This is a genomic window from Halorubrum rarum, from assembly GCF_048380895.1.
Taxonomy (GTDB): domain Archaea; phylum Halobacteriota; class Halobacteria; order Halobacteriales; family Haloferacaceae; genus Halorubrum.
On the sequence record NZ_JBLWMN010000019.1, the window covers coordinates 1 to 24,450 of the forward strand.

Here is a 24,450-nt window from a genome sequence, read left to right on the forward strand (position 1 = left end):
CCGTCAGGCCGCGAACGGCGTCGCGCGAGGGAGTCAGGGGCGGTCGCCGAGCGGTTCCGGCGACCGCCCCTGACGAGGCTGGGGAGGCGTGAGGCGCGGGTGCGGTGCTGTGCGGGGCGGGACTCAAAGGGGCAGCCGCGATGAGGGCGCACGCTCGCTGCGCTCCTCAGTCACTCACATCGTTCGCTCCTTTCGGTGTCGCCGGCCGCTCTGTCGCCGACCACTCTGCCGCCGGCCGCTCTGTCGCCGACCACTCTGCCGCCGGCCGCTCTGCCGCCGGCTGCCCGTAGCGCGTAGCGCCACGCTGCTTACGTCGCTTGCGCCCTCCTCGCGGCCGGGGGTTTGGAGGTGGTGTCCGCGCTGGCAACGATTTATAAGCGAGCGGCCGGGGATTTGCAGGCGGTCGAAGCCACCCCAGCAGAGCGATCTCACCGATCGAGAGCGTATAAACATCCCACCCCCTCGGGTAAGCGTCTCGCTCTCGATATCGCGCACCCGATATCGCGCATCGAGCGGTTCCGAAGGGATCGAGCAGGCGATGAGACCCGTTGGATGCCGTCCCCAGGTGGTCATCGCGGCCCTTTTAGGCGGTGCGGGCGTATCGACGGGCAATCGTGGCGTTTACGGACAAGATCTACGTCAAAAACCATCGACAGCTCTCCTCGCAACTGGAGACGCGCGTCCCGAAGGGGGCGTTCTCGGGAGCGACGCTCGATCTGCTCTTCACCGGCGACGGGCTCTCGAAGCTCGACTCGACGACGCGGGACCGGATCTTGGATTTCGCGGAGGACTTCCTCGACTGCGACTGCGACGCCAACCCGTACTGCGGCTGTCCGGAAGAGAAGTTCATCCGCTACGTCTTAGAGCTCCGTGCACAGGGGCTCGGTCCGGGGGCGATCGTCGACGTGATGACCGACGACTACATGGTGTACGCGTACACCGGCGACGTCAGGTCGTTCCTCGACGACGCCATCAGGAAGCTGGAGGCGGTCGAGACGCTCGCGGACGTCGAGGGCAACGAGGAGATGTCGTCGAAGGCCCGGCGAGCGCGAACGCGGCTGTCCGGGTAGCGTCGGGTCGCCCCCTTTCTCTCGATCCCGTTCCCGATCGTGTGGAGCGGTCGAACGGTCTAAGTGCGCTCACCCCCGAGCGTCGGCAATGAGTCTTCGGCCCGCGTGGCTGACGTTCCGACGATACGCGGCGGCGACGACGGGGATGACGCTGACGCTGTTCGCCATCGGCGTGTACACCGCGGCGACCGGCTCGGGGCTGGCCTGTCAAGCACAGTGGCCCCTCTGTTCGGACCAGCTCATTCCCGCGCTGACGATCAATCCCGACTTCATCGAGTGGTTCCACCGGGTGTGGGCGATGATCACCGGGTTCCTCATCATCGGAGTCGCGGCGTGGACGTGGATCGGCTCGTTCGACCGCCGGACCCGGCTGGCCGCGACGCTCGCCGTCGTCGTGCTCCCCGTCCAGATCACCGTCGGCGCGATCACGGTCACGGTCGGCGGGCTCGTCCCGGGCGGGTACACGGTGTCGACGCACGCGGCCCACCTGATCGTCGCGCTGGTCATCTTCACGCTGCTCGGGCTAGCGACGCTGTGGGGGCCAGACGCCGAACGCCATGGCGGATCGACGCGCCTGATTCGGATCGCGCTCGGCGTCGCCCTGACCGGCTTGCTCGCCAGCGCGCTCCTCTCACGGGCGGTCCCGATCCTCACCTACTCGCCGGGTGCACAGGCGTGGTTCTACGTCGCCGGCCTCGGGGCGCACCTTGGACTGCTCGCCGCCGTCGTGTACGCCACGGAGGCGACGACCGACGGTTACGTCGGTCTCTCCCCGTCCGCCGCGCGGAACGTCCGCCGACTCGCGGCCGGATCGATGGTGCTACTCGTGGGGACGCTGTTGCTCGGTCGGGACCTCGTGTTGTACACGACGTTCTGGCAACAGGTCAACGTCGTCGCGCTCGCCGGAGCCGTCGCGTTCGCCGGAGCCGCCGCATGGACGGTGCGATCCGCCGACGGCGACTCGGCGAACGCCGCACCGGTCGGCGGGGATTGATCACTGCGTCGGTCGACTCGAACGCCACGCCGGTCGACTCGAACGCCACGCCAGTGGATCCGATCGAACGTCGACCAGGTCGTGGATAACGTCGGATCCGTCCCGTTCTCGACCGCGTGAGGAAACCTTAAAACCGATTGTCCGCCTCGAACGAACGTATGACTCGCCACATGCGGACCGACGTGAGTCGTCGTACGTACCTGAAACTGACCGGAGCCGCCGCCGCGGTCGGATCCACGGGGCTCGCGGGCTGTCTCGGTGACGACAGCGACGTCATTACGCCGGGAACGGCACCGGGGTTCCCGCCGTTCGAGATGAAGGAGGACGGCGAGCTGATCGGGTTCGACGTCGACCTCCTCGAAGCGGTCGTCGCCGAGACGGAGTACGAGCTCGGCGAGTGGGACGAGTACGAGTTCGACGGGCTCATCCCCGCGCTCACCAGCGACCAGATCGACGTCATCGCGGCCGCGATGACCATCAACCCGGACCGGCAGGAGACGATCTCCTTTTCTGACCCGTACTGGGAGTCCGATCAGGCGGTACTGGTCCGCGCCGGCGGCGACTTTCAGCCGTCGGGCTGGGCGGACTTCGAGGGACGCCGCGTCGGCGCACAGTCCGGCACGACCGGGGCTGACCAGGCACAGGAGAACCTGATCGACGCCGGGATCATCGACGAGGACGACTACTCGTCGTACGGCAACTACGTGTTCGCCGTCGAGGACCTGGAAAACGAGAACATCGACGCCGTCGTGATCGACCTGCCGGTCGCGGAGACGTTCGCCGCCCAGCGCGACGTGGAGATCGCCTTCGTCGAGGAGACGGGCGAGGAGTTCGGCTTCGGCGTCCGGCAGGACGACGACGAGTTCCGCGAGGCGCTCAACGACGGGCTCGCCACGGTCCGCAACGACGACACCTACGCCGAGATCACCGACCGCTGGTTCGGACAGGAGTAGGATGTCCGCGACGGCGGGGATCGCGCTCGCCGCGGTCGAGAGCCTCGCATCCGGCGTTCCGATAGCTTCCGTCGACGGCGTCGTCCCCCTCGTCACCGAACTCGACGACTGGCGGTTCGTGTTCCGGAACGTCGACTACCTCGCGGGCGGCGCGCTGCTCACGATCGGGTTGACGGTCGCGTCGATCCTGTTGGGATTTCTGGTCGGGTTCCCGGCCGGTGCGGTCGAGGTGTACGGTGACGGCATCCTCAAACGGATCGTGGAGGTCGTCGGAGTGATCCTTCGGGGAACACCGATCGTCGTCATCCTCGTGGTGATGTTCTTCGTGATCGGGGTACCGCAGGTGAACCTCGGCTTCTACTCCATCTCCGGAGCCGTCATGTCCGGTATCCTCGGACTGGGGCTCCGGAGCGCGGCCTACCAGTCGCAGATCTTCCGGGCCTCGCTCGGGAGCGTCGACGACGGACAGCTGGAGGCGGCGCGGGCGCTCGGGATGTCGCAGTTCGAGGCGGTTCGACACGTCGCCGTCCCACAGGCGCTTCGCCGGTCGATCCCGGGGTTCCAAAACGAGTTCACGATCGTCTTGAAAGACACGAGCATCGTCTTCGCCATCGGCCTCGCCGAACTGCTCACGCGCAGCTACGACCTGTTCGTCGAGCGGACGACGGCGGTGCTCGAAGTCATCGTCTTCATCAGTGCCATCTACTTCGTCCTCACGTTCGCGACGAACCGCGCGCTCGACCGCCTCGGCGACCACTACGCGATTCCGGAGGGTGAGTCGGCGTGAGTAACGATCGCTTCCTCCGGGCCGTCGACGTCTCGAAGTGGTACGGCGACGAGCAGGTGCTCCACGACGTCTCCTTCGAGATGGACCGCGGGGACGTCTCCGTGCTCATCGGCCCGTCGGGGTCCGGGAAGTCGACGATGCTCCGCTGTGTCAACCGACTGGCCGAGGTCCAGGAGGGTCGGATCTACCTCGACGGGGAGGAGATAACCGCCCCCGACGTCGACGTCGACGACCTCCGGCGGGAGGTCGGAATGGTGTTCCAGGACTTCAACCTGTTCGCGCATCTATCCGCGCTGGAGAACGTCGCGCTCGGCCCGCAGCGCGTGCTCGGACTGTCGAAAGAAGCGGCCCGGTCGCGCGCTCGCGAGCAGCTCGACCGCGTCGGACTGGCCGACCAGACGGAGTCGTATCCGGCGGAGCTCTCCGGCGGACAGAAACAGCGCGTCGGCATAGCCCGCGCGCTTGCGATGGAACCGAAGCTCATGCTGTTCGACGAGCCGACGAGCGCGCTCGATCCCGAGCTGATCGGTGAGGTGCTGGCGGTGATGCACGACTTAGTCGAGGACGGCATGACGATGCTCGTCGTCACCCACGAGATGAGTTTCGCCCGCGCCGTCGCCGACGAGATCGTGTTCCTCGACGGCGGCCACGTCGTCGAGCGCGGACCGCCCGAACAGCTGTTCGATCGCCCCGAGCAGGAGCGAACCGGTCGCTTCCTCGAACGCATCGCGGGACACGACTGATGACCGGGACGTCGATGTCCGTGGAGGTCGACTGATGGCGAGCGCGACGAGACCCGCGACGGTTCGGGAGCGCGCGGCCGCCGCCGACCTCTCGGTGGGACGACTCCTCCTGATCGCGGTCGGCGCACTGTTCTGGGCGTGGCTGGTCGCGAGCTGGGTCAACCGCTGGCTCGGCGGCGTGATCGTCCCCGTCGGCGAGCCGTTCGTCTCGCCCGCCGCCGTCGAGGCAGCGCTCGCGACGACCCCGGGTCTCTCCGCGTACGCGAACGACGTCGCGTTCGCGGTCGACATCTCGCCGGAGATCGCCCGCGGAATGTGGCTCACGATCGTCATCACGGCCGTCAGCCTCGCCGTCGGCTTCTTCATCGCGGTGCCGCTGTCGGTCGCGCGCGTGTACGGTCGGTACTCGGCGTACGCCTCGCTGGCGTACACGGAACTGCTTCGCGGGACGCCGCTCCTGGCTCAGCTGTTCGTGCTCCACTACGGGCTCAACCTGAGCCAGTACGTCCCAGGCGTGCTGTCCGGGGTGTTCCCGCGGAACGTCGTCTGGGTCGCCATCGTCGGGTTCACGCTCAACGGCGCGGCGTATCAGGCCGAGTACATCCGCGGGGCCTTAGAGAGCGTCGAGGAGGGACAGATCACCGCCGGCCGGGCGATCGGACTCTCGAAGGTGGAGACGATCTACTACGTCGTTCTCCCACAAGGGCTCCGCTACGCGATCCCCTCGTGGACCAACGAGTTCGTCTACCTCATCAAGTACTCCTCGCTGGCGGCGTTCATCACCGTCCCGGAGCTGTACTACCGGGCGTTCCAGATCGCCTCGAACACGTTTCGGTACACCGTGATATTCGCGGTGACCGGACTGGCGTACCTCGCGCTGGTGCTCACCGCCTCGAAGCTGATGGCCCGCGTCGAGGACGCCGTCGCGATCCCGGGGCTCGGCGCGGATCGCGACCGATGATCGGATCGCGACCAGGGGCCGGCTCGCGACTAGGGACCGGCTCGCGACCAGGGACCGAACCCGGATCGCTCGGTCGTGTTCCCCGCACGATCACCCGGTGAAGTCGGTGACGACCTCGACGCCGCGAACCTCGTAATCGTCCATCGCCGCGAGTCGATCGGACACGTCCGAGAGCGCGAGCTCGCGGCTCACGAGCGATCCCGGATCGACGTCGGACGCCTCGATCAGCGCGAACAGGTCGTCGTAGTTCGTCGGCGGCATGCCGCGGGAGCCGACGAACGACACCTCCCAGCGCGTCATCCAGTCGGTCGGAAGCGACACTTCGCCGCGCTCGACGTCGGTCGTCAGCCCGACCTGGACGTGGGTTCCCCGCGGCCGGACCGACCGGACGGAGCTCCGGCACGTCTCCGCGATCCCCAGCGCGTCCATCGACACGTCGACGCCGCCGTCGGAGAGCTCGCGGAGACGGTCGGACACCTCGCCGTCGACGTCGCTCGGGTTCACGACGCGGTCGGCACCCGTCTCGGTCGCGTTGGCGAGCGCCTCGTCGTCGACGTCCACGGCGATGATCCGCGCGCCCAGCGCCGACCCGATCTGGACGGCCGAGAGCCCGACGCCCCCGCAGCCGTGGACGGCGAGCCAGTCACCGCCCGAGAGCTCGGCGCGCTCGGCGAGCGCGTGGTACGCGGTCATGTACCGGCAGCCGAGCGCGGCGGCGTCGCGCGCCGAGAGCCAGTCGGGGCGATCGACGAGGTTGTAGTCGGCTGCCGGGACGGCGACCCGCTCCGCGAACGCGCCGGGCGCGTCGGGCTCGAACCCGAGCGCCCGCCCGTCCGAACAGACGTTGCCGTGCCCGCGGCGACAGTACGGACAGCGGCCGTCGCCGAGCGAGAACGGAACGACGACCCGATCGCCGGCCGCGAACCGCTCGACTCTCTCCCCGACCTCGACGAGCTCGCCCGCGGGCTCGTGTCCGAGCACTTGTCCGCGGGGCACTCGGTCGTCGGCCCACTCACCGTGTCCCGCCCAGGCGTGCCAGTCGCTCCGGCAGACGCCGCAGGCGTCGACGCGAACGACCGCGCCGTCGGGTGCGGGGTCCGGCTCCGGAAGCCGTCGGATCGAGAGCGGTTCGCCGTACGCTTGCAGGACCGCAGCGCGCATACGGGCCCCTCGAAGGGCCGGGACAAAGCGTTACGGGCCGGTGCTCAGATCAGCGACGTCAGCCCGACCGCCTCGGCGAGCGAGACGCCGGCGAGCACGGAGCCGAGCAGGTAGCCGCCGATCGCGCCGCCGTTCAAAAGCGGGAGTCCGGCGTGGGCTCGGCCCTTCATCACCCAGCTCATGAGGACGAGCAGCCCGGCGACGGTACCGCCCATCGCGAGCAGCGCGGGGAGGTTGAGCTCTATCAGCGGCACCGTCAGAGTCGGTGCCGGGGAGAACGTCGCCGCGCTGGCGACCAACACGGCCGGGATCACGGCGTCACCGAGCCCGATGAAGAAGGCGTCGCGCGAGGCGTCTTCGGGATCGGAGGCGTCCCCGTCCTCGCGGTCCGGACCGTCCTCGCGTGCGGCGTTGCTGTCGTCATCGCGTGCGACGTCACCGTGGTCTTCGCCCTCGCGTTCGGCGTCGCCATCGTCTTCGTGGACGTCCGCGGCCCCGGAGAAGTCGTCGTCGAGCAGCGAGTACGACAGTGACAGCGGGATCACTAACACGACTGGAACGTTCAGGTCCATCACGCCCTCCGCGAGCGAGAGCATGTGTTCGGTGCCGTACACGGAGATCGCGTCGTACACCGCGAGCACGACCAGGAGGATCAGCGCGGGCAACACCCCGAAGGAGATCCCGAACAGCCCGGCAGCGCCCGCTCCCATCAACACGCCCGCCGTGTCGATGACGTACCACTCGGGGTGAACGAGGAGACCGACGGCGACGGCCACGGCGGGGATCGCCGCGGCGACCGGGGAGAGAACCGCCGAGAACACGTACCACGAGAGCCATCCCGAGACGCCGACGATGAGCAGGCGGATCGCCCAGTCGAGGTCGTACCGGAACGCCGCGAGCATCAGGGCCGTCATGGCGACGATCGCGGCGACGTACAGCAGGCTGTTGGTCGGGTCCTGAGGGTCCTCGACCGGCTGGTAGCCGCTCTCGACGAACTCGGGGACCAGCGCCAGCGCGCCGACCTGCACGACGACGAACAACGCGACCGCGAAGGCGACGCCGCGGTACTCGCGAGGGGACATTCGACTGCCCGTTCGCGATCGGGGGGTTTCGACCTTGCGCTTCGGGCTCGTCGTCCGGTTATCGATCGGTGCCGTCCGCGGTGTCGACCGCGTCGAGGACCGCGGTCGACACGTCCCCGTCGCGGACGTCTTCGGCGTCGATCCGGGCGACGTCGGCCGCGGCGTCGGCGACCGGCCGGTTCGCTCCCGCGATCGCACCCACGACCAGCGTCACGTCGGCGGCGGCGGAGAGGTCTCGGGCGCGGACGACCGCGTCCGAATCGGGTCCCGCGTCCTCGAACGGGGGAACCGTCGCGAGCCTCGCGCCGGCCGCGTTCGCGACGCGCTCGGCGACGTCTCCCTCCGGAACGACGCCGACGGAGAGGTCGTGGCCGGCGGCCGCGAGTCGCCCGATGCCGCGTGCCGCGTCCGGTCCGGTGCCGACGACGTGCACGCGGTGCGGGCCGTCGTCGGACCGGGGAAACGAGGTGACGGTCGGCGTCGCGGTGACCGGGTTCGGGCCGACGAACGCCTCGGCATCGAACGCGTCACGGAGCGTCGCCGCGGACAGCACCGACTCGGGCTCGCCGGTCGCGTGCACCTCGCCGTCGGCGAGTAAGACGATCTCGTCGCAGTACCGCGCCGCCATGTCGAGGTCGTGGATCGCGGCGATCGCCGCCTTCCCGCCGTCGACCAGTTCGCGAACGAGCTCCAGCGTCCGCACCGCGTGGTTCACGTCCAGGCTCGCGGTCGGCTCGTCGAGCAGGAGCGCGGGCGTCTCCTGGGCGAGCGCCCGCGCGAGCAGAACACGCCCGCGCTCGCCGCCGGATATCTCGGTGATCGGTCGGTCCGCGAACCGCGCCACCTCCGCGTCCGACATCGCCCGTCGGACCGCTTCGGCGTCGGCGGCGTCGTGGCTCCCGAACCGATCGATATGCGGAGTTCGCCCCATCTCGACGACGTTGCGGACGGGGAAATCGAAGGAGAGGCTCGTCTCCTGCGGGACGCTCGCCACTCGGCGGCCGGTCGCTTTCGCGGACAGCTCCGAGACCGGGTCGCCGGCGAGCAGGGCCGACCCCTCGTCCGGGGTCAACGTCCCCTTGACGACGCGGAGGAGCGTCGTCTTCCCCGCGCCGTTCGGCCCGACGAGCCCGACGAACGAGCCGGCGTCGACCGACACGTCCACGCCGGACAGCACCGACAGCTCCCCGAACGAGACGGAGAGGTTCCGAACGCGGATCACGGGGGACGACGCGTCCGGGGCCGTGTCGCTCGTGGCGTCGGCGACCGTCTTCGGGATCGTCTCGGTCTCCGGGGTCGACTCCGCTTCCGGGAGCGGATCCGTTTCCGGGTCAGCCTCCGGGTCGTCGACGCTCACAGCTCGTGCACCTCGCGTTTCGTGAGCAGGTAGATGAAAAAGGGCGCGCCGACGGCGGCGGTGACGACGCCGACGGGCAGTTCGGCGCTCCCGGAGCGTGCGAGCGTGTCCGCGGCGACGAGGAACGATCCGCCAGCCAGCGCGGCCGTCGGAAGCAACACCCGATGGTCGGGCCCGACGACGAGCCGGAGCATGTGGGGAACGATCAGACCGACGAAGCCGATGACGCCCGCGAACGCGACCCCGGCCGCCGTGATCAGCGAGGAGGCCGCGAGCAGGACTCGCTTCGTACGTTCGACTTCGATCCCGAGCCCCTGTGCCTCCTCCTCGCCGAGCAGGAGGACGTTGAGGTCCCGCGTGTACGCGAGCAGGACGAGAAACAGCGGCGGCACGACGACGACCGTCACCGCCACGTCGCTCCAGGACGCCGCCGAGAGGTGTCCCATCAGCCACGCGACGATCCGGCGGAGCGACTCGCCGGCCTGTAACTGAAGGTACGAGATGACCGCCCCGAGGAACGTCTGCACGGCGACGCCGGCTAACAGCAGGGTCGCGACCGGCGTGCGACCGTGCCGCGTCGCGACGGCGTACACGCCGAACGCGGCGACGACCGCCCCGACGAACGCGAACAGGCTGACGCCCGCGCCGTGTGACAGCCCGACGTCGACTCCGCCGACGAGCGGGAGCACGACGGTCGTCGACAGCGCGACCGGAAAGACGATGAACGCGACCGCACCCACCGCCGCGCCGGAGGAGACGCCGATGATCGACGGGTCCGCCATCGGGTTCCTGAAGAATCCCTGCATCACGGTGCCGGCGGCGGCGAGCGCGAAGCCGACGATCGCGCCGAGCAGGATCCGCGGGAGCCGGACGTACAACACGATCCGTCTGTGGACGTCGTCGACGGGGAACGCGAACGGCGACCGATAGACGACGTCCGCCGTCGGAACGACCAGCGGGCCGGTCCCGCGAGCGCCCGTCTCGACGCCCGCGGGGACGACCAGCGCGTTCAACACCACCTTCACCACCTCCGCGGGCGGGATCCGCACGGGCCCGATCCCCGCGCTCACCGTGACGACGACGGCGAGAAGCGCCGCTAGCGCGACCGACCACGTCGCCGCTCTCGCCACGGTTCCCATTCGGTTAGCAACACAGCTTGTAGTAGGTAAATACTTATTGGACGAGCGCCGTCGACGATCCGATGAGAGCGCTATCAGCAGTCACCGTCGCCGTGCTCGTCGCGACCGCTTTCGTCGGCGGGTTCGCAGGCGTCGCAGCTGGATCGGGAGCGTCACACACCATCGACGACGGGGCGTCGGCCCCAGCGGACGTGGAGCGTTCGGCCGACGTCGCCGACCGGTGTGAGTTCCCGCTCACCGTTACGGACGCAACGGGCGAGGAGATAACGATCGAGGAGCCGCCCGAACGGATCACCACGACGAATCCGTCGGCCGCACAGACGCTGTGGGCGATCGGTGCCGAAGACAGGGTCGTCGGCGTGACCCAGTTCGCCGCGTATCTCGACGGGGCCGACGAGAAGGCCAACGTCTCCGCCGAGTTCGGGATCGACACCGAGCGCGTCGTCGGCACCGAAGCGGACCTCGTGTTGGCTCCGAACGCCTCCGCGGACGACGTCGGACCGCTCCGCGACGCGGGCGAGACGGTGTATCACTTCCCCGAGGCGACGGACGTCGACGACATCGCCGCCAAGACCGAGCGGATCGGCCTGCTCGTCGGCGAGTGCGAGGCGGCCGCCGAGACCACCGCGTGGATGTACGAGGAGGTCGACGCGGTCGAGGAACGCACCGCCGACCTCGACCGCCCGGCCGCGCTGTACCCGCTCGGCTCCGGGTTCGTCGCCGCCGGCGACACGTTCATCGACGAGATCATGACGATCGGCGGGGTCGACAACGTCGCGGCCGCCGACCACGAGGGCTATCCGCAGCTCTCCGACGAAGTGATCGTCGAGAGGGATCCCGAACTGATCCTCGTCACCGATCCGGACGCGATGATCCTCGACGAGGAGCCGTACTCGCAGACGACGGCCGGACTGGAGGGGAACGCGGTCGTCATGCAGGTGCACTACCTCAACCAGCCCGCGCCGCTGAGCGTCGTCGAGTCGACGTCGACGCTCGCGGACGCGGTCGAGGAGTACGACGCGGGGAAGGACGACGAGCGCGCCGACGAGACGCCGACGGCGGACGACGATGACGGCGTCGACGCGGAAGCGCCCGGATTCGGCGTGGCGGTCGCGGTCGTCGCCGCCCTTCTCGCGACGCTGGCCGCCGTGTCGACCGCGCGGCGTCCCTGATCGAACCATCCGAGACGGCCGGTCGGCCGTGGGCAGTCGAAACGACCTTACGCCGCGCGCCCGCCCCTCCGATATGGTCGAGAACGTTGTGTACCCCGCCTACTTCGACGCGGGTCTCTCACGCTCGGAGGGTCGACGGGTCCCGTCGGACCTCGCGATCGAGGACCCGACCGTCGACGAGATAGCGAAGGCGGTCCAGCAGGTCGGCTACGACGCGGTGATCGAACGCGACACCACCTACTCGCGGGAGTTCGAGCCCCGCGGGTCGGTGATCGTCCAGGGAACCGAGGACACGGCGAAAAACGATCTCGTGCAGGCGATCGCCGCCTATCTCGGAATCATCCGCGAGTGACGATGCAGCGCGTCGGAACGGTCGTCCAAACGGCACAGGGACTTGCGATCGCGCGTGTGGGTACCGGCGAGGAACCGCCCGACATCGGGCTGATGGTCGTCGACGAGTCGCTCTCGACGGTCGGGCGCGTCGTCGACGTGTTCGGCCCCGTCGACCGCCCGTACGTCGCCGTCACGCCGAACGACGGCGTCGAACTCGCGTCGATGCTGGGCGGGAAGCTGTACGGCCGGTAACCGAGACTCCGGAAACGCCGTCCGACGCTTTCAGTTCACGTCATCCGTCCTCGCCCGACGCTCGCTCCGCCAACACGGGAATCTCTGAGCGCTTCGCGTCACCGAGCACGTCCCAGTCGACGCCGTCGGGTCGCGTTCGCTCCGTTCCGGTCCGGATCGTCCGACTCGGCGTCGCGACGAGATCGAGGGGCACGTCGTGTGCGTCCGGATCGGGGAGTTCCTCCGGATCGGATATCGGCGAGTCGGGGCCGTCGACGACCTGCAGGTCGTGAACGGTCGTTGCGACGGTGGTGTCGTCGTCGACGGCGTCGAGCTCGCGAAGCACCGCCCATTCGAGGTCGCTGTACCCTTCTCCCTTTCCGATCCGGTCGCCCGCCGTCGTCACGGCGACCGACCCGGAGACGACCAGATCGACGTGCGGGACGTCCTCGGGCGCGACGGGAACGCCGTGTTTCGAGACGCCCGACACCGTGGTCGCCTCGTCGACGTCGTCGACCTCGGCGGGATCGAGTCGGAGGAACGGCTTCGGATCGCGGAGTCGCGGCTGCGCCATGTACACGGTCTTACCCGCGCGCAACGCGGCCCGTCGAACCGGGAGCTGTGGCGCGTCAGGATTGCACTTCAGCGTCGTCGCCGAAGCCCACGCGTCGGTCTCGGTCACCCGTTCGCAGGCGTCGTCCGCGCCGGCGAAGTTGGGGATCCGTCCGTGCGGCGGAAACGGGAACCGCGCCGCTCCGCGTTCCGCCAACGCGTCCCAGACCGTCTCCCGAACCGTCACTTTGTCCATGATCGTGACCACTCGTTCGAGGCCACGCGCCGCGTGTCCGAAAGGGTACCGTGATCCGTTGACAGACAAGACCGTGATCCGTTGATAGACATGATCTCCCAGTGGCGATTATTGCCGAAACCGATATCACCGGTCCCCGTGACTCATCGATCATGGCCGACGATCCGTTCGAGAACATGCTGGCACAGATGGACCGCGCGGAGGAGTACGCCGAGGTCGACCACGGCATATTCGAGCGGCTCAAGCACCCCGAACGGACCCTCAAGGTGACGCTCCCGGTCAAGCTCGAGTCGGGCGGGGTCGAGGTGTTCGAGGGGTATCGCTGTCAGTTCGACAGCGCGCGCGGCCCGTTCAAGGGCGGGGTTCGGTACCACCCGTCGGTCACCCAGCGTGAGGTGGAAGCGCTCGCGGGCTGGATGACGTGGAAGGCCGCGCTCGTCGACCTCCCGTACGGGGGCGCGAAGGGCGGGGTCATCTGCGAGCCGAAGGAGCTGACCGACCGGGACCTCGAACGGCTCACCCGTCGATACACGGAGGGGATCCGTCGGATGATCGGTCCGGAGACGGACGTTCCCGCGCCGGACATGAACACGAACCCGCAGACGATGGCGTGGATGATGGACACCTACTCGATGTACGAGGGGTACACGGTTCCGAAGGTCGTCACCGGGAAGCCGCTGGAGATCGGCGGCACGCCGGGTCGCGTCGAGGCCACCGGTCGGGGCGTCTCCATCATCACGGAGCGGCTGTTCGAGTACCTCGAACGCGACCTCACGGAGGCGACCGTGGCGGTGCAAGGATTCGGTAACGTGGGCGCTAACGCCGCCCGCCTCCTCGACGACGCCGGTGCTCGCGTCGTCGCCGCCTCCGACGTGACCGGCGGCGCGTACGATCCCGAGGGACTCGACGTCCCCACGCTCGCGACCCACGTCGACGCCGGCGGGCTCATGGAGGAGTACACCGCGGGCGTAGTCCGCGGCGTGAGCGACGACCGGACGCGGTGGGACGAAGCGGGCCACATCGACAACGAGACGCTGTTGTCGCTCGACGTCGACGTCCTCATCCCCGCGGCCGTCGAGGGCGTCATCACTGCGCACAACGTCGACGACATTCGTGCGTCAGCGGTCGTCGAGGCCGCGAACGGTCCGACGACGGTCGCCGCCGACGAAATCCTCACCGAACGGGACGTTCAAGTCGTCCCCGACATCCTCGCGAACACGGGCGGCGTGATCGTCTCGTATCTCGAATGGGTCCAGAACTCTCAGGAGTTCTCCTGGCCCCTGCAGACGGTGAACGCGGAGCTGGAACGTCGCATCGGCTCGGCGTTTGACGAGACGATCGCCCGGTACGACGACGGCGACGTTCCCGACCTCCGTACCGCCGCGTACACGATCGCGCTCGAACGTACGGCGAGCGCCCACGAGTACCGCGGACTGTTCCCCTGAGGCGGGGGCGAAGTAGTGCGGACTGTTCCCCTGAGGCAGGGGCGGCACGTTCCGAGCATGATCTCGGTCTCGGGACCGGGGACTCCGTTGAAATACTGGTAATCAGAGATAAGGTGGCATGAAACAGCCGATGTTTGAACGTGCTTCTCGATCGATAGCGGGAGTACGCGAATCAGATCGGTGGTCTGGTTATTTATAAGCGGTCTCACTCGGATCGACGGTGAACGCCTGCAAAGCCCCAGCCGTGAGGACTCGCGCGGATCGGTGCGCCCCTCGCTCGCGGTGGGCGCTCGGAGGCGCGCCGGGCGAGAGCCTCGCTACTGCTGTACAGTCGGACGCTGTTCTTGATCGGTGGAGTTCTGCTGATCGAGCACACGGTGATGTCGATCGTCTATCCATTCACAGACACGGCTATCCCGCAGTATCAATCGTCACCCTCACTGCGAAGCGACACGACCGTCAGCACTAACGCAATGATTCCGAGCACCCGCGTTACCGGGATCACCCACGATTTTACCGTGATGTCGTTTGGGTTCTCGTAGGCGAGCGATAACCCAAAATCAAGGTACTGACGCGGTACGACCGCCGCGGCTGATCCAACCAGGCCAAATACCACGCCTACGACGCCCGAGAGGAAACCAGTCCGGCGGATGAGGAGGAGAAACCCGATCCCTTCGAGGCGGGCCATCGGGACGGTCCATCCGCGGAGTATGGCGTCCTCCGGGTTCTCGAACGCCACGGTCTCCGCAGTTTCGACAATCCTGCGTGGAATCGACACCATTACCAGACCGATGACCGACAGCAGCGTTCGGCGCATACTGGCCCTTCGAAGGCTATCGAAATAAGCGTTAATTGGCGGGCAAAACTGTTCATAGGCCGACGGTGATACATCTTAAGTTCGGGTAGATCACCCTCCAGTTCGGCTTATCGTACCACTCGAAGAGTTTGAGGAGTAGAACCTCTGTATCTCATACGGCGCTCTTGACAGGTAGTGACAATGCAACGACGTAAACCTCTGCCACCGTGCTGAATACATCGCACATATCCATCACAAAAAATTGTGTAAGAATACACTATCCGATAATACGGGTTTATTCTCATAACTGTCCTACGAGTACTGGTGATTCGAAATGGCGACGACCGAACGACAGGCAGTAAACGGTGTCGACGTCACTGCGCTTGAAGGCGCAGTCGAAACGATCAGCGAGGATTCCGATGCCGGAATGTTCACGTTCCGGGCCGAGACCGATTGGGAGGACGCACTCAAGTCCGTGACGACGATCGACGAGTTCGACCAGGCGGGTGAGACCATCCACACGCGTGAGTTCACACTTCAAGGTGATGAGCCGGAACAGATCCTCGGCGAGCGCACGGGACCGAACGCCGTCGAACTCCTCCTCGGCGCGCTCGGGTCGTGTCTGAGCGTCGGCTACGCGGCGAACGCCGCTCACATGGGGATCGAACTCGACGATCTCCGCTTCGAGATGGAGGGCGATGTCGATCTCCGCGGCTTCCTCGGTATCTCCGAGGACGTTCGTCCCGGCTACGAGTCGATCGACTGCACGGTTCACGTGGACGCCGACGCTTCTGAGGCCGAACTGACCGAACTGCGCGAGCGGGTTGAGAAGACCTCGCCGCTCATGGACGTGATCACGAACGAGGTCCCGCTCGAAACCCGCCTCGTCATCAACTAACCACGTCTTGTTTTTACATATCATCCCGGTGAAATAGCTGAGGGGACCGTCGCAAATCCCAGTCCATTCATCGGCATCGTCGATGGGAGGTACGCACAGCACTACCGTACGGTTTGTCCGAGCAGGAGTACACCAAGCACACTGCCGGTGACGAGCGCAACCAGCGGCGCAAGCATCACGCCGCCGGCGTCATCGACGGTGAGAACGGACACGCTCGCGACCACCCACCAGAGCGTGTAGCCGGCGAGCGCGCCGAAGACGAGCGACGTTCCGATCCGTCGGAGACTCGTAGCGCCGTTTTGTGTCCGGTCACTAGAGTCCGCATACGTCGCGGCGAGTCGCACGCCGTGTCGAACCACGCGAGCGAGTACTGATGCCGCGAGGAGTCCCGGAACGAGAAGTGTTGCGGGGACGAATAGGGGGCCGACGATCGCCGCGACGATCCCGCCGTCGAACACGAATCCGGGCTCCGTCACCCAGACGACGGCGAGTGTCACGGTGAGCGCGGCCAGCACCGGCTCCACCGTTCGCCGGCGAACCGACGGCGAGAACGGCGTCCGGGTCATCCGGAGCCCTCACTGAAACCGCCGAACCGTCTCGAAAGCCGCGATCGGAGGGCGTTCTCGAGGGCTCCAACGATCGCGAAGCCAACGGCGAGCGGCCCGAGCACGAGGAGAAACACCGGTCCGCCTTCACTGCCGACGAACGTCTGGTTCAGGAGGGCCGGCACGACGAGCGCGAGGAAACACGCGGTCGGCGCGACCAGCCCGCGGCCGACGGCAGCACCGACAGGGACCGCCGCAGCGAGCGCCGTCGTCACGGCGAGCACGGGAACGATTCCGGTCGGATTCACACCGATTCCCGCCATCCACGCCACGACGGCGATTCCGAACGTGCCCCCGACCGCGCCGGCCACGAGGACCGTCGCACGTCGACTCGGCGGTACCGGCGGCAGGTTCCGTAGCCGGTTGTCTCCGAGGCCGTATCGCTGGCGAATCCCGTACTCCACGGCGGCGAGGACGACGAACGTCGCGAGCCACACGTACCACGTTCCCACGTAGCTCGTCAAGTAGACGGGGCCGTCGACGACGAGGTACCCCTCGAGCTCCGACCAGACCGGTGTCGGCGAAACGACGTCCCGATACGTCGCCCACGCGAGCAGTGCGGGGAGCCCGACGACCGGCGAGAGCAATCGCGTGTGAGCGGAGAGAAGGACGACGAGGACGCCGAACGCGAAGACAAACGCCGCGCTCTCGACTGCGGCAAGCGGCCACAGGGAGTCGGGAACGTGACCGAGCCAACGGAACAGGAACTCGACGACGCTGAGATGGGCGACTCCACCGATCGCCGCGACGAGGAGCGTGCGGGGTGACGGCGTGCTCATTGTGACCGCCTCAATCGAACTCCTCGACGACGGCGGGTTGCTGCCGCATAGCCGGCACCGATGGCTGACCGATCCGTGTCGGGAAGTCGTCCGGGTCCGTTTCGAGTAGACGCACGATGGAGGGACTGAGTGTGGAGGGACCGCATGCGTGCCAGTTCCACGGGCGAATGCAAAGGATTTGCCCCGAGCGAATTTAGTGAGATGACAGCGAGAGGGATGTATGGGTTCGTTACTGACGCTTGCGGCGATTTCGTATCACCCACGAGCACTGCTGTATCCGCTCGGGGCCTGGGTCGTGATGGCCATCATCGCCGTTGCGAACGGGGGATTCAGGGAAATCGTCTTGATCCCTCGAGTCGGTGACTATCCTGGTCACGTGTTGAGCACGGCGTTGCTCGTCATCGCTATCCTCGTGGTCTCGTTCGGATTCTTCAGGTGGACGTCGATCACGTATTCCCGGGCGGAACTGGTGATCGTCGGCGTCGGGTGGACCGTACTGACCGTCGGCTTCGAGTTTCTCGTCGGATACGCCGAGGGAACGCCCGTTTCAGTGACGCTCGGTCAGTATGACGTGCTGGCGGGGCAGGTCTGGATCGCCGTGCCGCTGACACTGCTCGCGTCTCCGTTACTGTTCGGGGCATACCTCGCTCGGTAGCCGACGAAACCGACGTGAACAGTTGTCTTCAGCCCGAATTCTAGCCCATGTACAGACGATCGACGGCCCGTACGCGCCGTTCGCCCGTTGTTTTTAACCCGTGACGCCGAACCGGTCGGTATGATCACGATCAAAGACACCGTCCACGATCACATCGAGATCGACGGTGTCGCCGCTGATCTCGTCGATACTCCGGCGGTACAGCGGCTTCGACACGTCAAACAGCTCGGCACGGTTCAGCTCGTGTACCCGTCGGCGAACCACACCCGATTCGAGCACAGCCTCGGCGTCTACCACCTCGCTCGGCAGGCGCTCGATCACCTCGACATCGGCGGAAGCCGAGCCGAGCGGATCGAGGCGGCGGCGCTCCTCCATGACGTGGGCCACGGGCCGTTCAGCCACAACATCGAGGCGCTCACGCACCGTCACACCGGAAAGTACCACGACGACGTCGACGAGCTGTTGCACGAGGGCGAGGTCGGTGCAGTGCTTCGCGACCACGACCTCGACCCGTCTCGGATCGCCGAGCTGGTCGCGGGAGAGGGGACGTACGGCGCGTTGATCTCCGGCGAGCTCGACGTCGACCGGATGGACTACCTCGTCCGTGACGCGTACCACACCGGCGTTCCCTACGGGACGATCGACACCGGGCGCTTCGTCCGGGAGCTGACGTTCACGGACGTCGATGGCGACGACGCTACCGGATCGACCCCCGCGCTCGTCCTCGACGAGGGCAACGTCCAGACGGCCGAGAGCCTGCTGCTCGCCCGCGCGCTCATGAACCCGGTCGTGTACACCCACCACGTCGCGCGCATCTCGAAGGCGATACTCCGTCGCGCCGCCTCGGAGCTCCTCTCGGCGAGCGAGACGACCGCCACCGAGCTCCGACGCATGGACGATCACGATCTCCTGTCCGCGCTCCGCGGTTGTGGGGAAACCGCGGAGCTCTGTCGGCGATACGACGAACGCGACCTGTACAAGCTAGCGGTCTGGGCCGAGTACGACGACGTCCCGGAGCGCGTTCACGAGGCGGACCACGACGCCGAGCGGGCGCTCGAGCGCGAGATCGCGTCGGAGGCCGACGTCGATCGCGACAGCGTGATCCTTGACGTGCCGCCGGAGCCGTCGATGCGCGAGTCGACCGCGCGCGTCACCGTCAGCGGCGAGGTGCGACGCCTGGAGAGACAGTCGCCGCTCGTCTCGGCGCTCCGGACCGCACAGCGGAACCAGTGGCGGCTCGGCGTGTATGCGCCGGACGCAGACACCGATCGCGTCGGGCGGGCGGCAGCGGCGGTCCTCGGACTCGATCCCGACGGACTCGTGAGCGCGGTCCGGAAGGCGATGCCGACCACCCTCGACGAGTTCGAGTGACGCGACCCGCGGCGGCGTTGGGTGACCCGGAACCGCTTTGCGTCCGGACGCGCAGTCGTACACGTATGGACACGCGCCGCGCGCTCCTCGACGCGCTCGATGACGGCCCCGTCTCGGGACCGGCGCTCGCCGACGATCTCGACGTCTCCCGCGCGGCCGTCTGGAAGGCGGTCGAGGCGCTTCGCGAGGAGGGGTTCGCGGTCGAGTCGACCCCGAACGGGTACGTCGCGCCCGACGACCCGCCGTACACAGCCGCCGGGATCGAGTACGGGCTCAACGCGCCGTATGCGGTCGAGTTCCACGATGCGGTCGGCTCCACCAACGATCGCGCCCGAGAGCTGGCGGCGGACGGAGCGTCCGATCTCGTCGTCGTCGCGGACGAACAGCTCGGCGGACGGGGACGGCTCGACCGGCAGTGGACCGCACCGAGTGGCGGCGTATGGGCTTCGGTGTTGACCCGGCCGGACGTCCCCCCGGCGCATGCGCCCGCGTTCACGCTCGCCGTCGCGGTCGCGGTGACCGATGCGTGTCGGGAACTCGGCGTCGACGCGTACATCAAGTGGCCGAACGACGTTCTCGTCGGTGACGGGTCCCCGGTGGGCGACGGCCGATCGGGAGTCTCGTCCGGTCGAGCGTCCGACGACCGCGCCCGCGGTGGTCGAAAGCTCGCCGGGATCCTCACGGAGATGGAGGGCGAAGCCGACCAAGTCTCGTGGCTCGTCGTCGGTCCGGGCGTCAACGCGAACATCGACGCGGAGGAACTCCCGACCGGAGCGACGTCGCTCCGGGAGCAGTGCGGTGCGGACATCGATCGGCGACGATTCCTCCAGCGGCTCCTCGAACGGTATCACGAACTGACCGCAGCCCCGGACCGGATCCTCCCCGCGTGGCGCGAGCGTACGAGCACGATCGGTGCTCGCGTGCGCGTCGACACCGCCGCCGGCGAGGTGCACGGCGTCGCGGTCGACGTCGAGTTCCCCGGCGGACTCGTCGTCGACACGGGAGACGAGCACGTCCGCGTCCACGCCGGGGACTGTGAACACCTCCGTCCGGTAGGGAACGAGCGCTGACCGTCGGCCACTGACGGGAAGCGAGCGCCTCAGGAGAGTTCCGAATCCGCGACTCGACCGCTCCCCGATTCGCCATCGGCGGCGGCCCCTCCCTTCGAGGGATCGTCGGTCACGCGGACCGTCAGGACGGGGACCTCGGATCCACGGACGACTTTTTCGGTCACGCTCCCGAGCAGGAGCCTGTCGATCCCGCCCCGACCGTGGGTTCCCATCACGATCAGGTCACAGTCTTCGCCTTCGGCGTACCTGATGATCTCCCGGCTCGGCGAGCCGTCGACGACTGCGGTCGTGACATCGATGTCGTAGTCGGTCGCCAACTCCTCGACGACCGCGACCGCGGCCTCGGCGTCCGTGCGGAGTAGGTCGTCGACGCCCTCCCAGGAGGTCTCCATCGGCATCCCCGCGTAGCTCGCGGTGTTGATGACGTACAACGCGTGTACCCTCGCGTCGTGAACCGTCGCCAGATCGAGCGCGTGGACGACCGCCCGCTCTCCCTCGGGAGAACCGTCCGTGGGAACCAGGATCCGGTCGTAGAGTGTCATCTGTTCTCGTATGTTGGTGTTTGTCGTGGTTGATAACTCTTTGCACAGTTTGCCGGTTCTCTTCGGCCGCCGACGCCGATCGGTCGGCGGAACGAGGCCAACTATATCCGATCGTGGGCGAGTTACCGGGCATGCTCATGACGCCGGGACCGACCTCGGTCCCCGACCCCGTCCGCGAGGCGATGAGCCGCGAACTGATCAACCCGGACGTCGATCCGCGGTTTCAGGGGATCTACGACGACCTGACCGAACGGCTCGCGGCGGTGTACGGCGTCGAAGAGACCGTTGTCGAGACCGGCAACATCGACGACATCGACGACACCGCCGGCTCCGGCGATGGTCGCGACGTCGTCGTTCCCGGGGGCGAGGGAATCCTCGGGCTGGAAGCGGCGATCGCGTCGCTCGTCGAGCCCGGAACCGAGGTGTTGTGTCTGTCGAACGGGCTGTACGGTGACGGGTTCGCCGAGTTCGTCGAGCAGTACGGCGGCGAGGCGACGCTCGTGGCGGCCGACTACGACGACCCCTTCCCGCTCGCGGAGCTCGAAACGGCGCTTACCGACGGCGCGTTCGACGTCGCGACGATGGTCCACTGCGAGACGCCGACGGGGACGCTCAACGACCTCGAGCCGGCACTCGACCTGTTCGCGGAGACGGGCGCGCTCACCGTCGTCGACGCCGTCTCCTCGTTGGGGGGCGTTCCGGTTCCGACGGACCGGATCGACGTCTGTCTCGGCGCGTCCCAGAAGTGTTTCAGCGCACCCCCCGGACTCACCACGGCGGCGATAAGCGATCGGGCGTGGGCGGCGATGGAGGAGCGCGATCCGCACTCGCTGTACACGAACTTCCTCCCGTGGCGGGACACCTCCGAGGGGTTCCCGTACACGCACCTGACGACGAACGTCGTCGCCTTACGCGAGGCGCTCGCGCTCGTCGTCGAGGAGGGTCTCGACGACGTGTATCGGCGCCACGAGGCGGCCGCGGAACGCTGTCGCGAGCGCGGGAACGACCTCGGGCTGGAACCGTACCCCGCCCCCGAACGAAGCTCGCCGACCGTTACCGCGTTCGCCGTCCCCGGACGCGCACGGGAGCTACAGGCGGCGCTCCATACCGACCACGACGTGCTCGTCGCGACCGGGTTGGGCGACCTCGCGGACGATATCCTCCGGATCGGTCACATGGGACACAACGCGCGTCTCGACCGGGTCGATGCAACGATGGACGCGCTCGGCGACGTGCTCTCGGAGCGGGACTCCACGCGCTGAGGTCGCACCGATGCCGGACGATACTGAACGATACCGAACGGCCCGCTCGGACACACGGACGGCGATCACGCTCCGGACGCGGGGTCATCGGGCGATCCCGTGTTGGCTCCGTCGGACGTCGGGCGACCCAACATCGCTCTCGTCCGCCGTTTGCCGCCCACGTCGCCGGGTGCCGTACCGTTTTAGGGCCGGATGCTGTCGTGTCACGTATGAAGGCCGTTCAGTTCTCGGCACACGGCGACCGCGACGTGATCGAGTACGGCGAGTTCCCGGAGCCGGAGCCCGCCGCCGACGAGGTCGTCGTCGACGTGAAGGCCGGCGCGCTCAACCACCTCGACGTCTGGACGCGCCGCGGGCTCCCGGGCGTCGAACTCGAACTGCCGCACGTGCCCGGCAGCGACGCGGCCGGCGTCGTCGAGACGGTCGGCGACGACGTCACGCGGTTCGAGCCGGGTGACCGGGTCGCGGTGAGCGCCGGCGTCTCCTGTGGCGAGTGCGAGTTCTGTCGGGCGGGCGAGGAGTCGCAATGCGTCTCCTTCCGCATCCTCGGCGAGCATCTGCCGGGCGTTCACGCGGAGCGAGCGGCGGTGCCCGCGGACAACCTCGTTCCCGTGCCCGACGACGTCGACTGGTCGGTCGCCGGCTCCGCCTCGCTCGTCTTCCAGACCGCGTGGCGAATGCTCCAGACGCGTGCCGACATCGAGGCGGGCGAGTCCGTCCTCGTGTTGGGGGCGTCCGGAGGCGTCGGCCACGCCGCGGTCCAGATCGCCGACCACGCCGGCTGTGAGGTGTTCGCGACCGCCTCGACGGAGGCGAAGCTCCGCCACGCCGAGGAGTGCGGTGCGGACCACGTCATCGACTACGAAACTGACGATTTCGCGTCGGAGATCGCGGCGCTGACGGGGAAACGCGGCGTGGACGTCGTCGTCGACCACGTCGGGGAGGCGACGTATCCCGACTCGCTGGCGTCGCTCGCGAAGGGCGGCCGGCTCGTCACCTGCGGCGCGACGACCGGACCGAACCCGGACGCAGGCCTCAACCGGATCTTCTGGAACCAGCTGTCGGTGCTCGGGTCCACGATGGCGACGCCCGGCGAGGTCGACGACGTCCTCGAACTCGTGTGGGACGGCACGTTCGAGCCGCGGATCCGTGAGACGCTGCCGATGAGCGAGGCCGCGCGAGCGCACGAGCTGATCGAGAACCGTGAGGGCTTTGGGAAGGTAGTGGTAATACCCGACAGTGAGTTCTGAATCCGACGCGGACGACGAATACGTCCATACACCGGGCGACGAGCGAGATATCGGTGCCGACGTCGGACCGATCACGACCGAGCCGGAGGGGGTCGGGCGGCGAGGGTGGGTGTTGGTTGCCGCGCTGATAGTCTCCGTGTTGGTGATCCCCGGGATCATCTACGCGTACCCGTACGCGGCCGGGTCGTTCGGGCTCACCTTTTACGGGACGTACCTGCTGCTCCCGTTGATCCCTGCCGTGTTGCTCGGCGTGCTCGCGGTCTGGTCGCTGGGTGTGGTGGGCGAGACGGAGTGATCGGCGCGCGCCGCACCGAGCGAACCGATCACATCCGTGGCGACGAACGATAACCGTTTTCAGCGGTAGCCGCGGAGTGTGGATATGTTGATCACCGTCTCCGGCCCGCCGGGAAGCGGGAAGAGCACGAACGCCGCGGGACTCGCCGAGGCGCTCGGGCTTGACCACGTGTCCGGCGGCGACATCTTTCGCGAGATGGCCGCCGAACGCGACATGACGCCCGTCGAGTTCAACGAACACGCCGAGGAGGACGCCGCCATCGATCGCGACCTCGACCGACGACTGTACGAGATCGCGACGACCCGGGACGGTCTCGTTCTCGAGTCCAGACTCGCCGGCTGGCTCGCGGGCGATCACGCGGATCTCCGCTTCTGGTTCGACGCACCGGTCGACGTCCGCGCGGAGCGGATCGCGGAACGCGAGGAGAAACCGGTCGGTCGCGCACGCGAGGAGACGCAACGACGCGAGGCCTCCGAGAAGAAGCGGTATCGGGAGTACTACGGCATCGACATCGACGACCTGTCCATTTACGACGCCGCGTACAACACCGCCCGCTGGGGCCCCGAACGGTTCCTGGACGCGCTCGTCGCGACCGTCGAGGCGTACGACGCCGACGACGACGAGGGGAAGGTTCCCATCGAGGGCGTCACCCACGACTTTTAAGCGGTGCGCGCGTCGCTGCGTGTATCCG

The 24,450-nt window shown here is 67.7% G+C and carries 27 protein-coding genes; 18 read left to right on the forward strand and 9 right to left on the reverse strand.

Translation table 11 applies throughout. The annotated features are described in order from the left end of the window. Window positions 1-614: 614 nt before the first annotated feature. The 6 genes from ACNSN7_RS13040 to ACNSN7_RS13065 all read left to right on the forward strand — a co-directional run bounded on the left by ACNSN7_RS13040 (window position 615) and on the right by ACNSN7_RS13065 (window position 5,508). Window positions 615-1,070 carry a DUF5814 domain-containing protein gene (locus tag ACNSN7_RS13040; protein ID WP_418282736.1) on the forward strand — a complete coding sequence of 152 codons (456 nt, stop codon included), beginning with the start codon at window positions 615-617 and terminating at the stop codon, window positions 1,068-1,070. Window positions 1,071-1,158: 88 nt separating this feature from the next. After that, on the forward strand, window positions 1,159-2,064 hold the full coding sequence (locus ACNSN7_RS13045) for a COX15/CtaA family protein (RefSeq protein WP_496923310.1): 906 nt from the start codon (window positions 1,159-1,161) through the stop codon (window positions 2,062-2,064). 158 nt (window positions 2,065-2,222) lie between these two features. Then, window positions 2,223-3,017 (forward strand): transporter substrate-binding domain-containing protein, encoded by a 795-nt coding sequence (locus tag ACNSN7_RS13050; RefSeq protein WP_418282737.1) that lies wholly within the window; start codon window positions 2,223-2,225, stop codon window positions 3,015-3,017. 1 nt (window position 3,018) lies between these two features. Continuing rightward, entirely contained in the window at window positions 3,019-3,804 is a 786-nt protein-coding gene (locus tag ACNSN7_RS13055) for an amino acid ABC transporter permease (protein WP_418282738.1), read from the forward strand. Beyond that, window positions 3,801-4,547 (forward strand): amino acid ABC transporter ATP-binding protein, encoded by a 747-nt coding sequence (locus ACNSN7_RS13060; RefSeq protein ID WP_418282739.1) that lies wholly within the window; start codon window positions 3,801-3,803, stop codon window positions 4,545-4,547. The genes ACNSN7_RS13055 and ACNSN7_RS13060 overlap by 4 nt, the downstream gene beginning before the upstream one ends. A 34-nt stretch (window positions 4,548-4,581) precedes the next feature. Beyond that, entirely contained in the window at window positions 4,582-5,508 is a 927-nt protein-coding gene (locus ACNSN7_RS13065) for an amino acid ABC transporter permease (RefSeq protein ID WP_418282740.1), read from the forward strand. A gap of 90 nt (window positions 5,509-5,598) precedes the next feature. Here the strand turns inward: ACNSN7_RS13065 and ACNSN7_RS13070 are convergent, their stop codons facing one another. Genes ACNSN7_RS13070 through btuC form a run of 4 tightly spaced genes read right to left on the reverse strand, consistent with a single transcriptional unit; the run spans window position 5,599 to window position 10,247 of the window. Then, window positions 5,599-6,669, reverse strand: coding sequence for a zinc-dependent alcohol dehydrogenase family protein (locus ACNSN7_RS13070; RefSeq protein ID WP_418282741.1), 1,071 nt, complete (start codon window positions 6,667-6,669; stop codon window positions 5,599-5,601). 44 nt (window positions 6,670-6,713) lie between these two features. After that, window positions 6,714-7,751, reverse strand: a complete 1,038-nt coding sequence (locus ACNSN7_RS13075; RefSeq protein ID WP_418282742.1) for a presenilin family intramembrane aspartyl protease PSH — start codon at window positions 7,749-7,751, stop codon at window positions 6,714-6,716. 58 nt (window positions 7,752-7,809) lie between these two features. Then, window positions 7,810-9,108: an ATP-binding cassette domain-containing protein gene (locus ACNSN7_RS13080; protein WP_418282743.1), complete on the reverse strand. Its 1,299-nt coding sequence runs from the start codon at window positions 9,106-9,108 to the stop codon at window positions 7,810-7,812. Beyond that, window positions 9,105-10,247, reverse strand: coding sequence for a vitamin B12 ABC transporter permease BtuC (btuC, locus tag ACNSN7_RS13085; RefSeq protein ID WP_418282744.1), 1,143 nt, complete (start codon window positions 10,245-10,247; stop codon window positions 9,105-9,107). The genes ACNSN7_RS13080 and btuC overlap by 4 nt, the downstream gene beginning before the upstream one ends. 62 nt (window positions 10,248-10,309) lie before the next feature. Here btuC and ACNSN7_RS13090 point away from each other — a divergent pair, with 62 nt between their 5' ends. The 3 genes from ACNSN7_RS13090 (at window position 10,310) to ACNSN7_RS13100 (ending at window position 12,004) form a co-directional block, all read left to right on the forward strand. After that, the gene (locus ACNSN7_RS13090; RefSeq protein ID WP_418282745.1) at window positions 10,310-11,419 is read left to right on the forward strand and encodes a PGF-CTERM-anchored ABC transporter substrate-binding protein; all 1,110 of its coding nucleotides are present in this window, start codon (window positions 10,310-10,312) and stop codon (window positions 11,417-11,419) included. 73 nt (window positions 11,420-11,492) lie between these two features. Further along, a complete protein-coding gene (gene srp19, locus ACNSN7_RS13095) occupies window positions 11,493-11,771 on the forward strand; it encodes a signal recognition particle subunit SRP19 (RefSeq protein WP_418282746.1) in 279 nt (92 codons plus the stop codon). Between the two features lie 2 nt (window positions 11,772-11,773). Next, window positions 11,774-12,004, forward strand: coding sequence for an H/ACA ribonucleoprotein complex subunit GAR1 (locus ACNSN7_RS13100; protein ID WP_418282747.1), 231 nt, complete (start codon window positions 11,774-11,776; stop codon window positions 12,002-12,004). A 40-nt stretch (window positions 12,005-12,044) separates the two neighbouring features. Here the strand turns inward: ACNSN7_RS13100 and ACNSN7_RS13105 are convergent, their stop codons facing one another. Further along, on the reverse strand, window positions 12,045-12,791 hold the full coding sequence (locus ACNSN7_RS13105) for a 5-formyltetrahydrofolate cyclo-ligase (protein WP_418282748.1): 747 nt from the start codon (window positions 12,789-12,791) through the stop codon (window positions 12,045-12,047). Window positions 12,792-12,943: 152 nt separating this feature from the next. Here ACNSN7_RS13105 and ACNSN7_RS13110 point away from each other — a divergent pair, with 152 nt between their 5' ends. Next, window positions 12,944-14,236 carry a Glu/Leu/Phe/Val family dehydrogenase gene (locus tag ACNSN7_RS13110; RefSeq protein WP_418282749.1) on the forward strand — a complete coding sequence of 431 codons (1,293 nt, stop codon included), beginning with the start codon at window positions 12,944-12,946 and terminating at the stop codon, window positions 14,234-14,236. Between the two features lie 424 nt (window positions 14,237-14,660). Here the strand turns inward: ACNSN7_RS13110 and ACNSN7_RS13115 are convergent, their stop codons facing one another. Further along, window positions 14,661-15,053, reverse strand: a complete 393-nt coding sequence (locus ACNSN7_RS13115; RefSeq protein WP_418282750.1) for a hypothetical protein — start codon at window positions 15,051-15,053, stop codon at window positions 14,661-14,663. A 313-nt stretch (window positions 15,054-15,366) separates the two neighbouring features. Here ACNSN7_RS13115 and ACNSN7_RS13120 point away from each other — a divergent pair, with 313 nt between their 5' ends. Continuing rightward, window positions 15,367-15,930 carry an OsmC family protein gene (locus ACNSN7_RS13120; protein ID WP_418282751.1) on the forward strand — a complete coding sequence of 188 codons (564 nt, stop codon included), beginning with the start codon at window positions 15,367-15,369 and terminating at the stop codon, window positions 15,928-15,930. Window positions 15,931-16,031: 101 nt separating this feature from the next. Here ACNSN7_RS13120 and ACNSN7_RS13125 read toward each other — a convergent pair whose 3' ends face one another. Together ACNSN7_RS13125 and ACNSN7_RS13130 are read right to left on the reverse strand one after the other, a co-directional pair. After that, the gene (locus tag ACNSN7_RS13125) at window positions 16,032-16,496 is read right to left on the reverse strand and encodes a hypothetical protein (RefSeq protein WP_418282752.1); all 465 of its coding nucleotides are present in this window, start codon (window positions 16,494-16,496) and stop codon (window positions 16,032-16,034) included. Continuing rightward, a complete protein-coding gene (locus ACNSN7_RS13130; protein WP_418282753.1) occupies window positions 16,493-17,314 on the reverse strand; it encodes a hypothetical protein in 822 nt (273 codons plus the stop codon). The genes ACNSN7_RS13125 and ACNSN7_RS13130 overlap by 4 nt, the downstream gene beginning before the upstream one ends. A 298-nt stretch (window positions 17,315-17,612) precedes the next feature. On the opposite strand from ACNSN7_RS13130, the gene ACNSN7_RS13135 reads away from it, so the two are divergent. From ACNSN7_RS13135 to ACNSN7_RS13145, 3 genes are all read left to right on the forward strand, one after another. Further along, window positions 17,613-17,969, forward strand: a complete 357-nt coding sequence (locus tag ACNSN7_RS13135; protein ID WP_418282754.1) for a hypothetical protein — start codon at window positions 17,613-17,615, stop codon at window positions 17,967-17,969. 120 nt (window positions 17,970-18,089) lie between these two features. Beyond that, complete coding sequence (locus ACNSN7_RS13140) at window positions 18,090-19,340, forward strand: HD domain-containing protein (protein ID WP_418282755.1); 1,251 nt, start codon at window positions 18,090-18,092, stop codon at window positions 19,338-19,340. Between the two features lie 65 nt (window positions 19,341-19,405). Beyond that, complete coding sequence (locus tag ACNSN7_RS13145) at window positions 19,406-20,410, forward strand: biotin--[acetyl-CoA-carboxylase] ligase (protein ID WP_418282756.1); 1,005 nt, start codon at window positions 19,406-19,408, stop codon at window positions 20,408-20,410. Window positions 20,411-20,439: 29 nt separating this feature from the next. Here ACNSN7_RS13145 and ACNSN7_RS13150 read toward each other — a convergent pair whose 3' ends face one another. Then, entirely contained in the window at window positions 20,440-20,952 is a 513-nt protein-coding gene (locus tag ACNSN7_RS13150; protein WP_418282757.1) for a universal stress protein, read from the reverse strand. A gap of 131 nt (window positions 20,953-21,083) precedes the next feature. On the opposite strand from ACNSN7_RS13150, the gene ACNSN7_RS13155 reads away from it, so the two are divergent. The 4 genes from ACNSN7_RS13155 to cmk all read left to right on the forward strand — a co-directional run bounded on the left by ACNSN7_RS13155 (window position 21,084) and on the right by cmk (window position 24,422). Beyond that, window positions 21,084-22,214: a pyridoxal-phosphate-dependent aminotransferase family protein gene (locus ACNSN7_RS13155; RefSeq protein WP_418282758.1), complete on the forward strand. Its 1,131-nt coding sequence runs from the start codon at window positions 21,084-21,086 to the stop codon at window positions 22,212-22,214. 209 nt (window positions 22,215-22,423) lie between these two features. Continuing rightward, on the forward strand, window positions 22,424-23,464 hold the full coding sequence (locus ACNSN7_RS13160) for a zinc-binding dehydrogenase (RefSeq protein WP_418282759.1): 1,041 nt from the start codon (window positions 22,424-22,426) through the stop codon (window positions 23,462-23,464). After that, entirely contained in the window at window positions 23,454-23,759 is a 306-nt protein-coding gene (locus ACNSN7_RS13165) for a DUF7977 family protein (protein ID WP_418282760.1), read from the forward strand. The genes ACNSN7_RS13160 and ACNSN7_RS13165 overlap by 11 nt, the downstream gene beginning before the upstream one ends. 84 nt (window positions 23,760-23,843) lie before the next feature. Next, entirely contained in the window at window positions 23,844-24,422 is a 579-nt protein-coding gene (gene cmk / locus ACNSN7_RS13170) for a (d)CMP kinase (protein WP_418282761.1), read from the forward strand. Window positions 24,423-24,450: the final 28 nt, after the last annotated feature.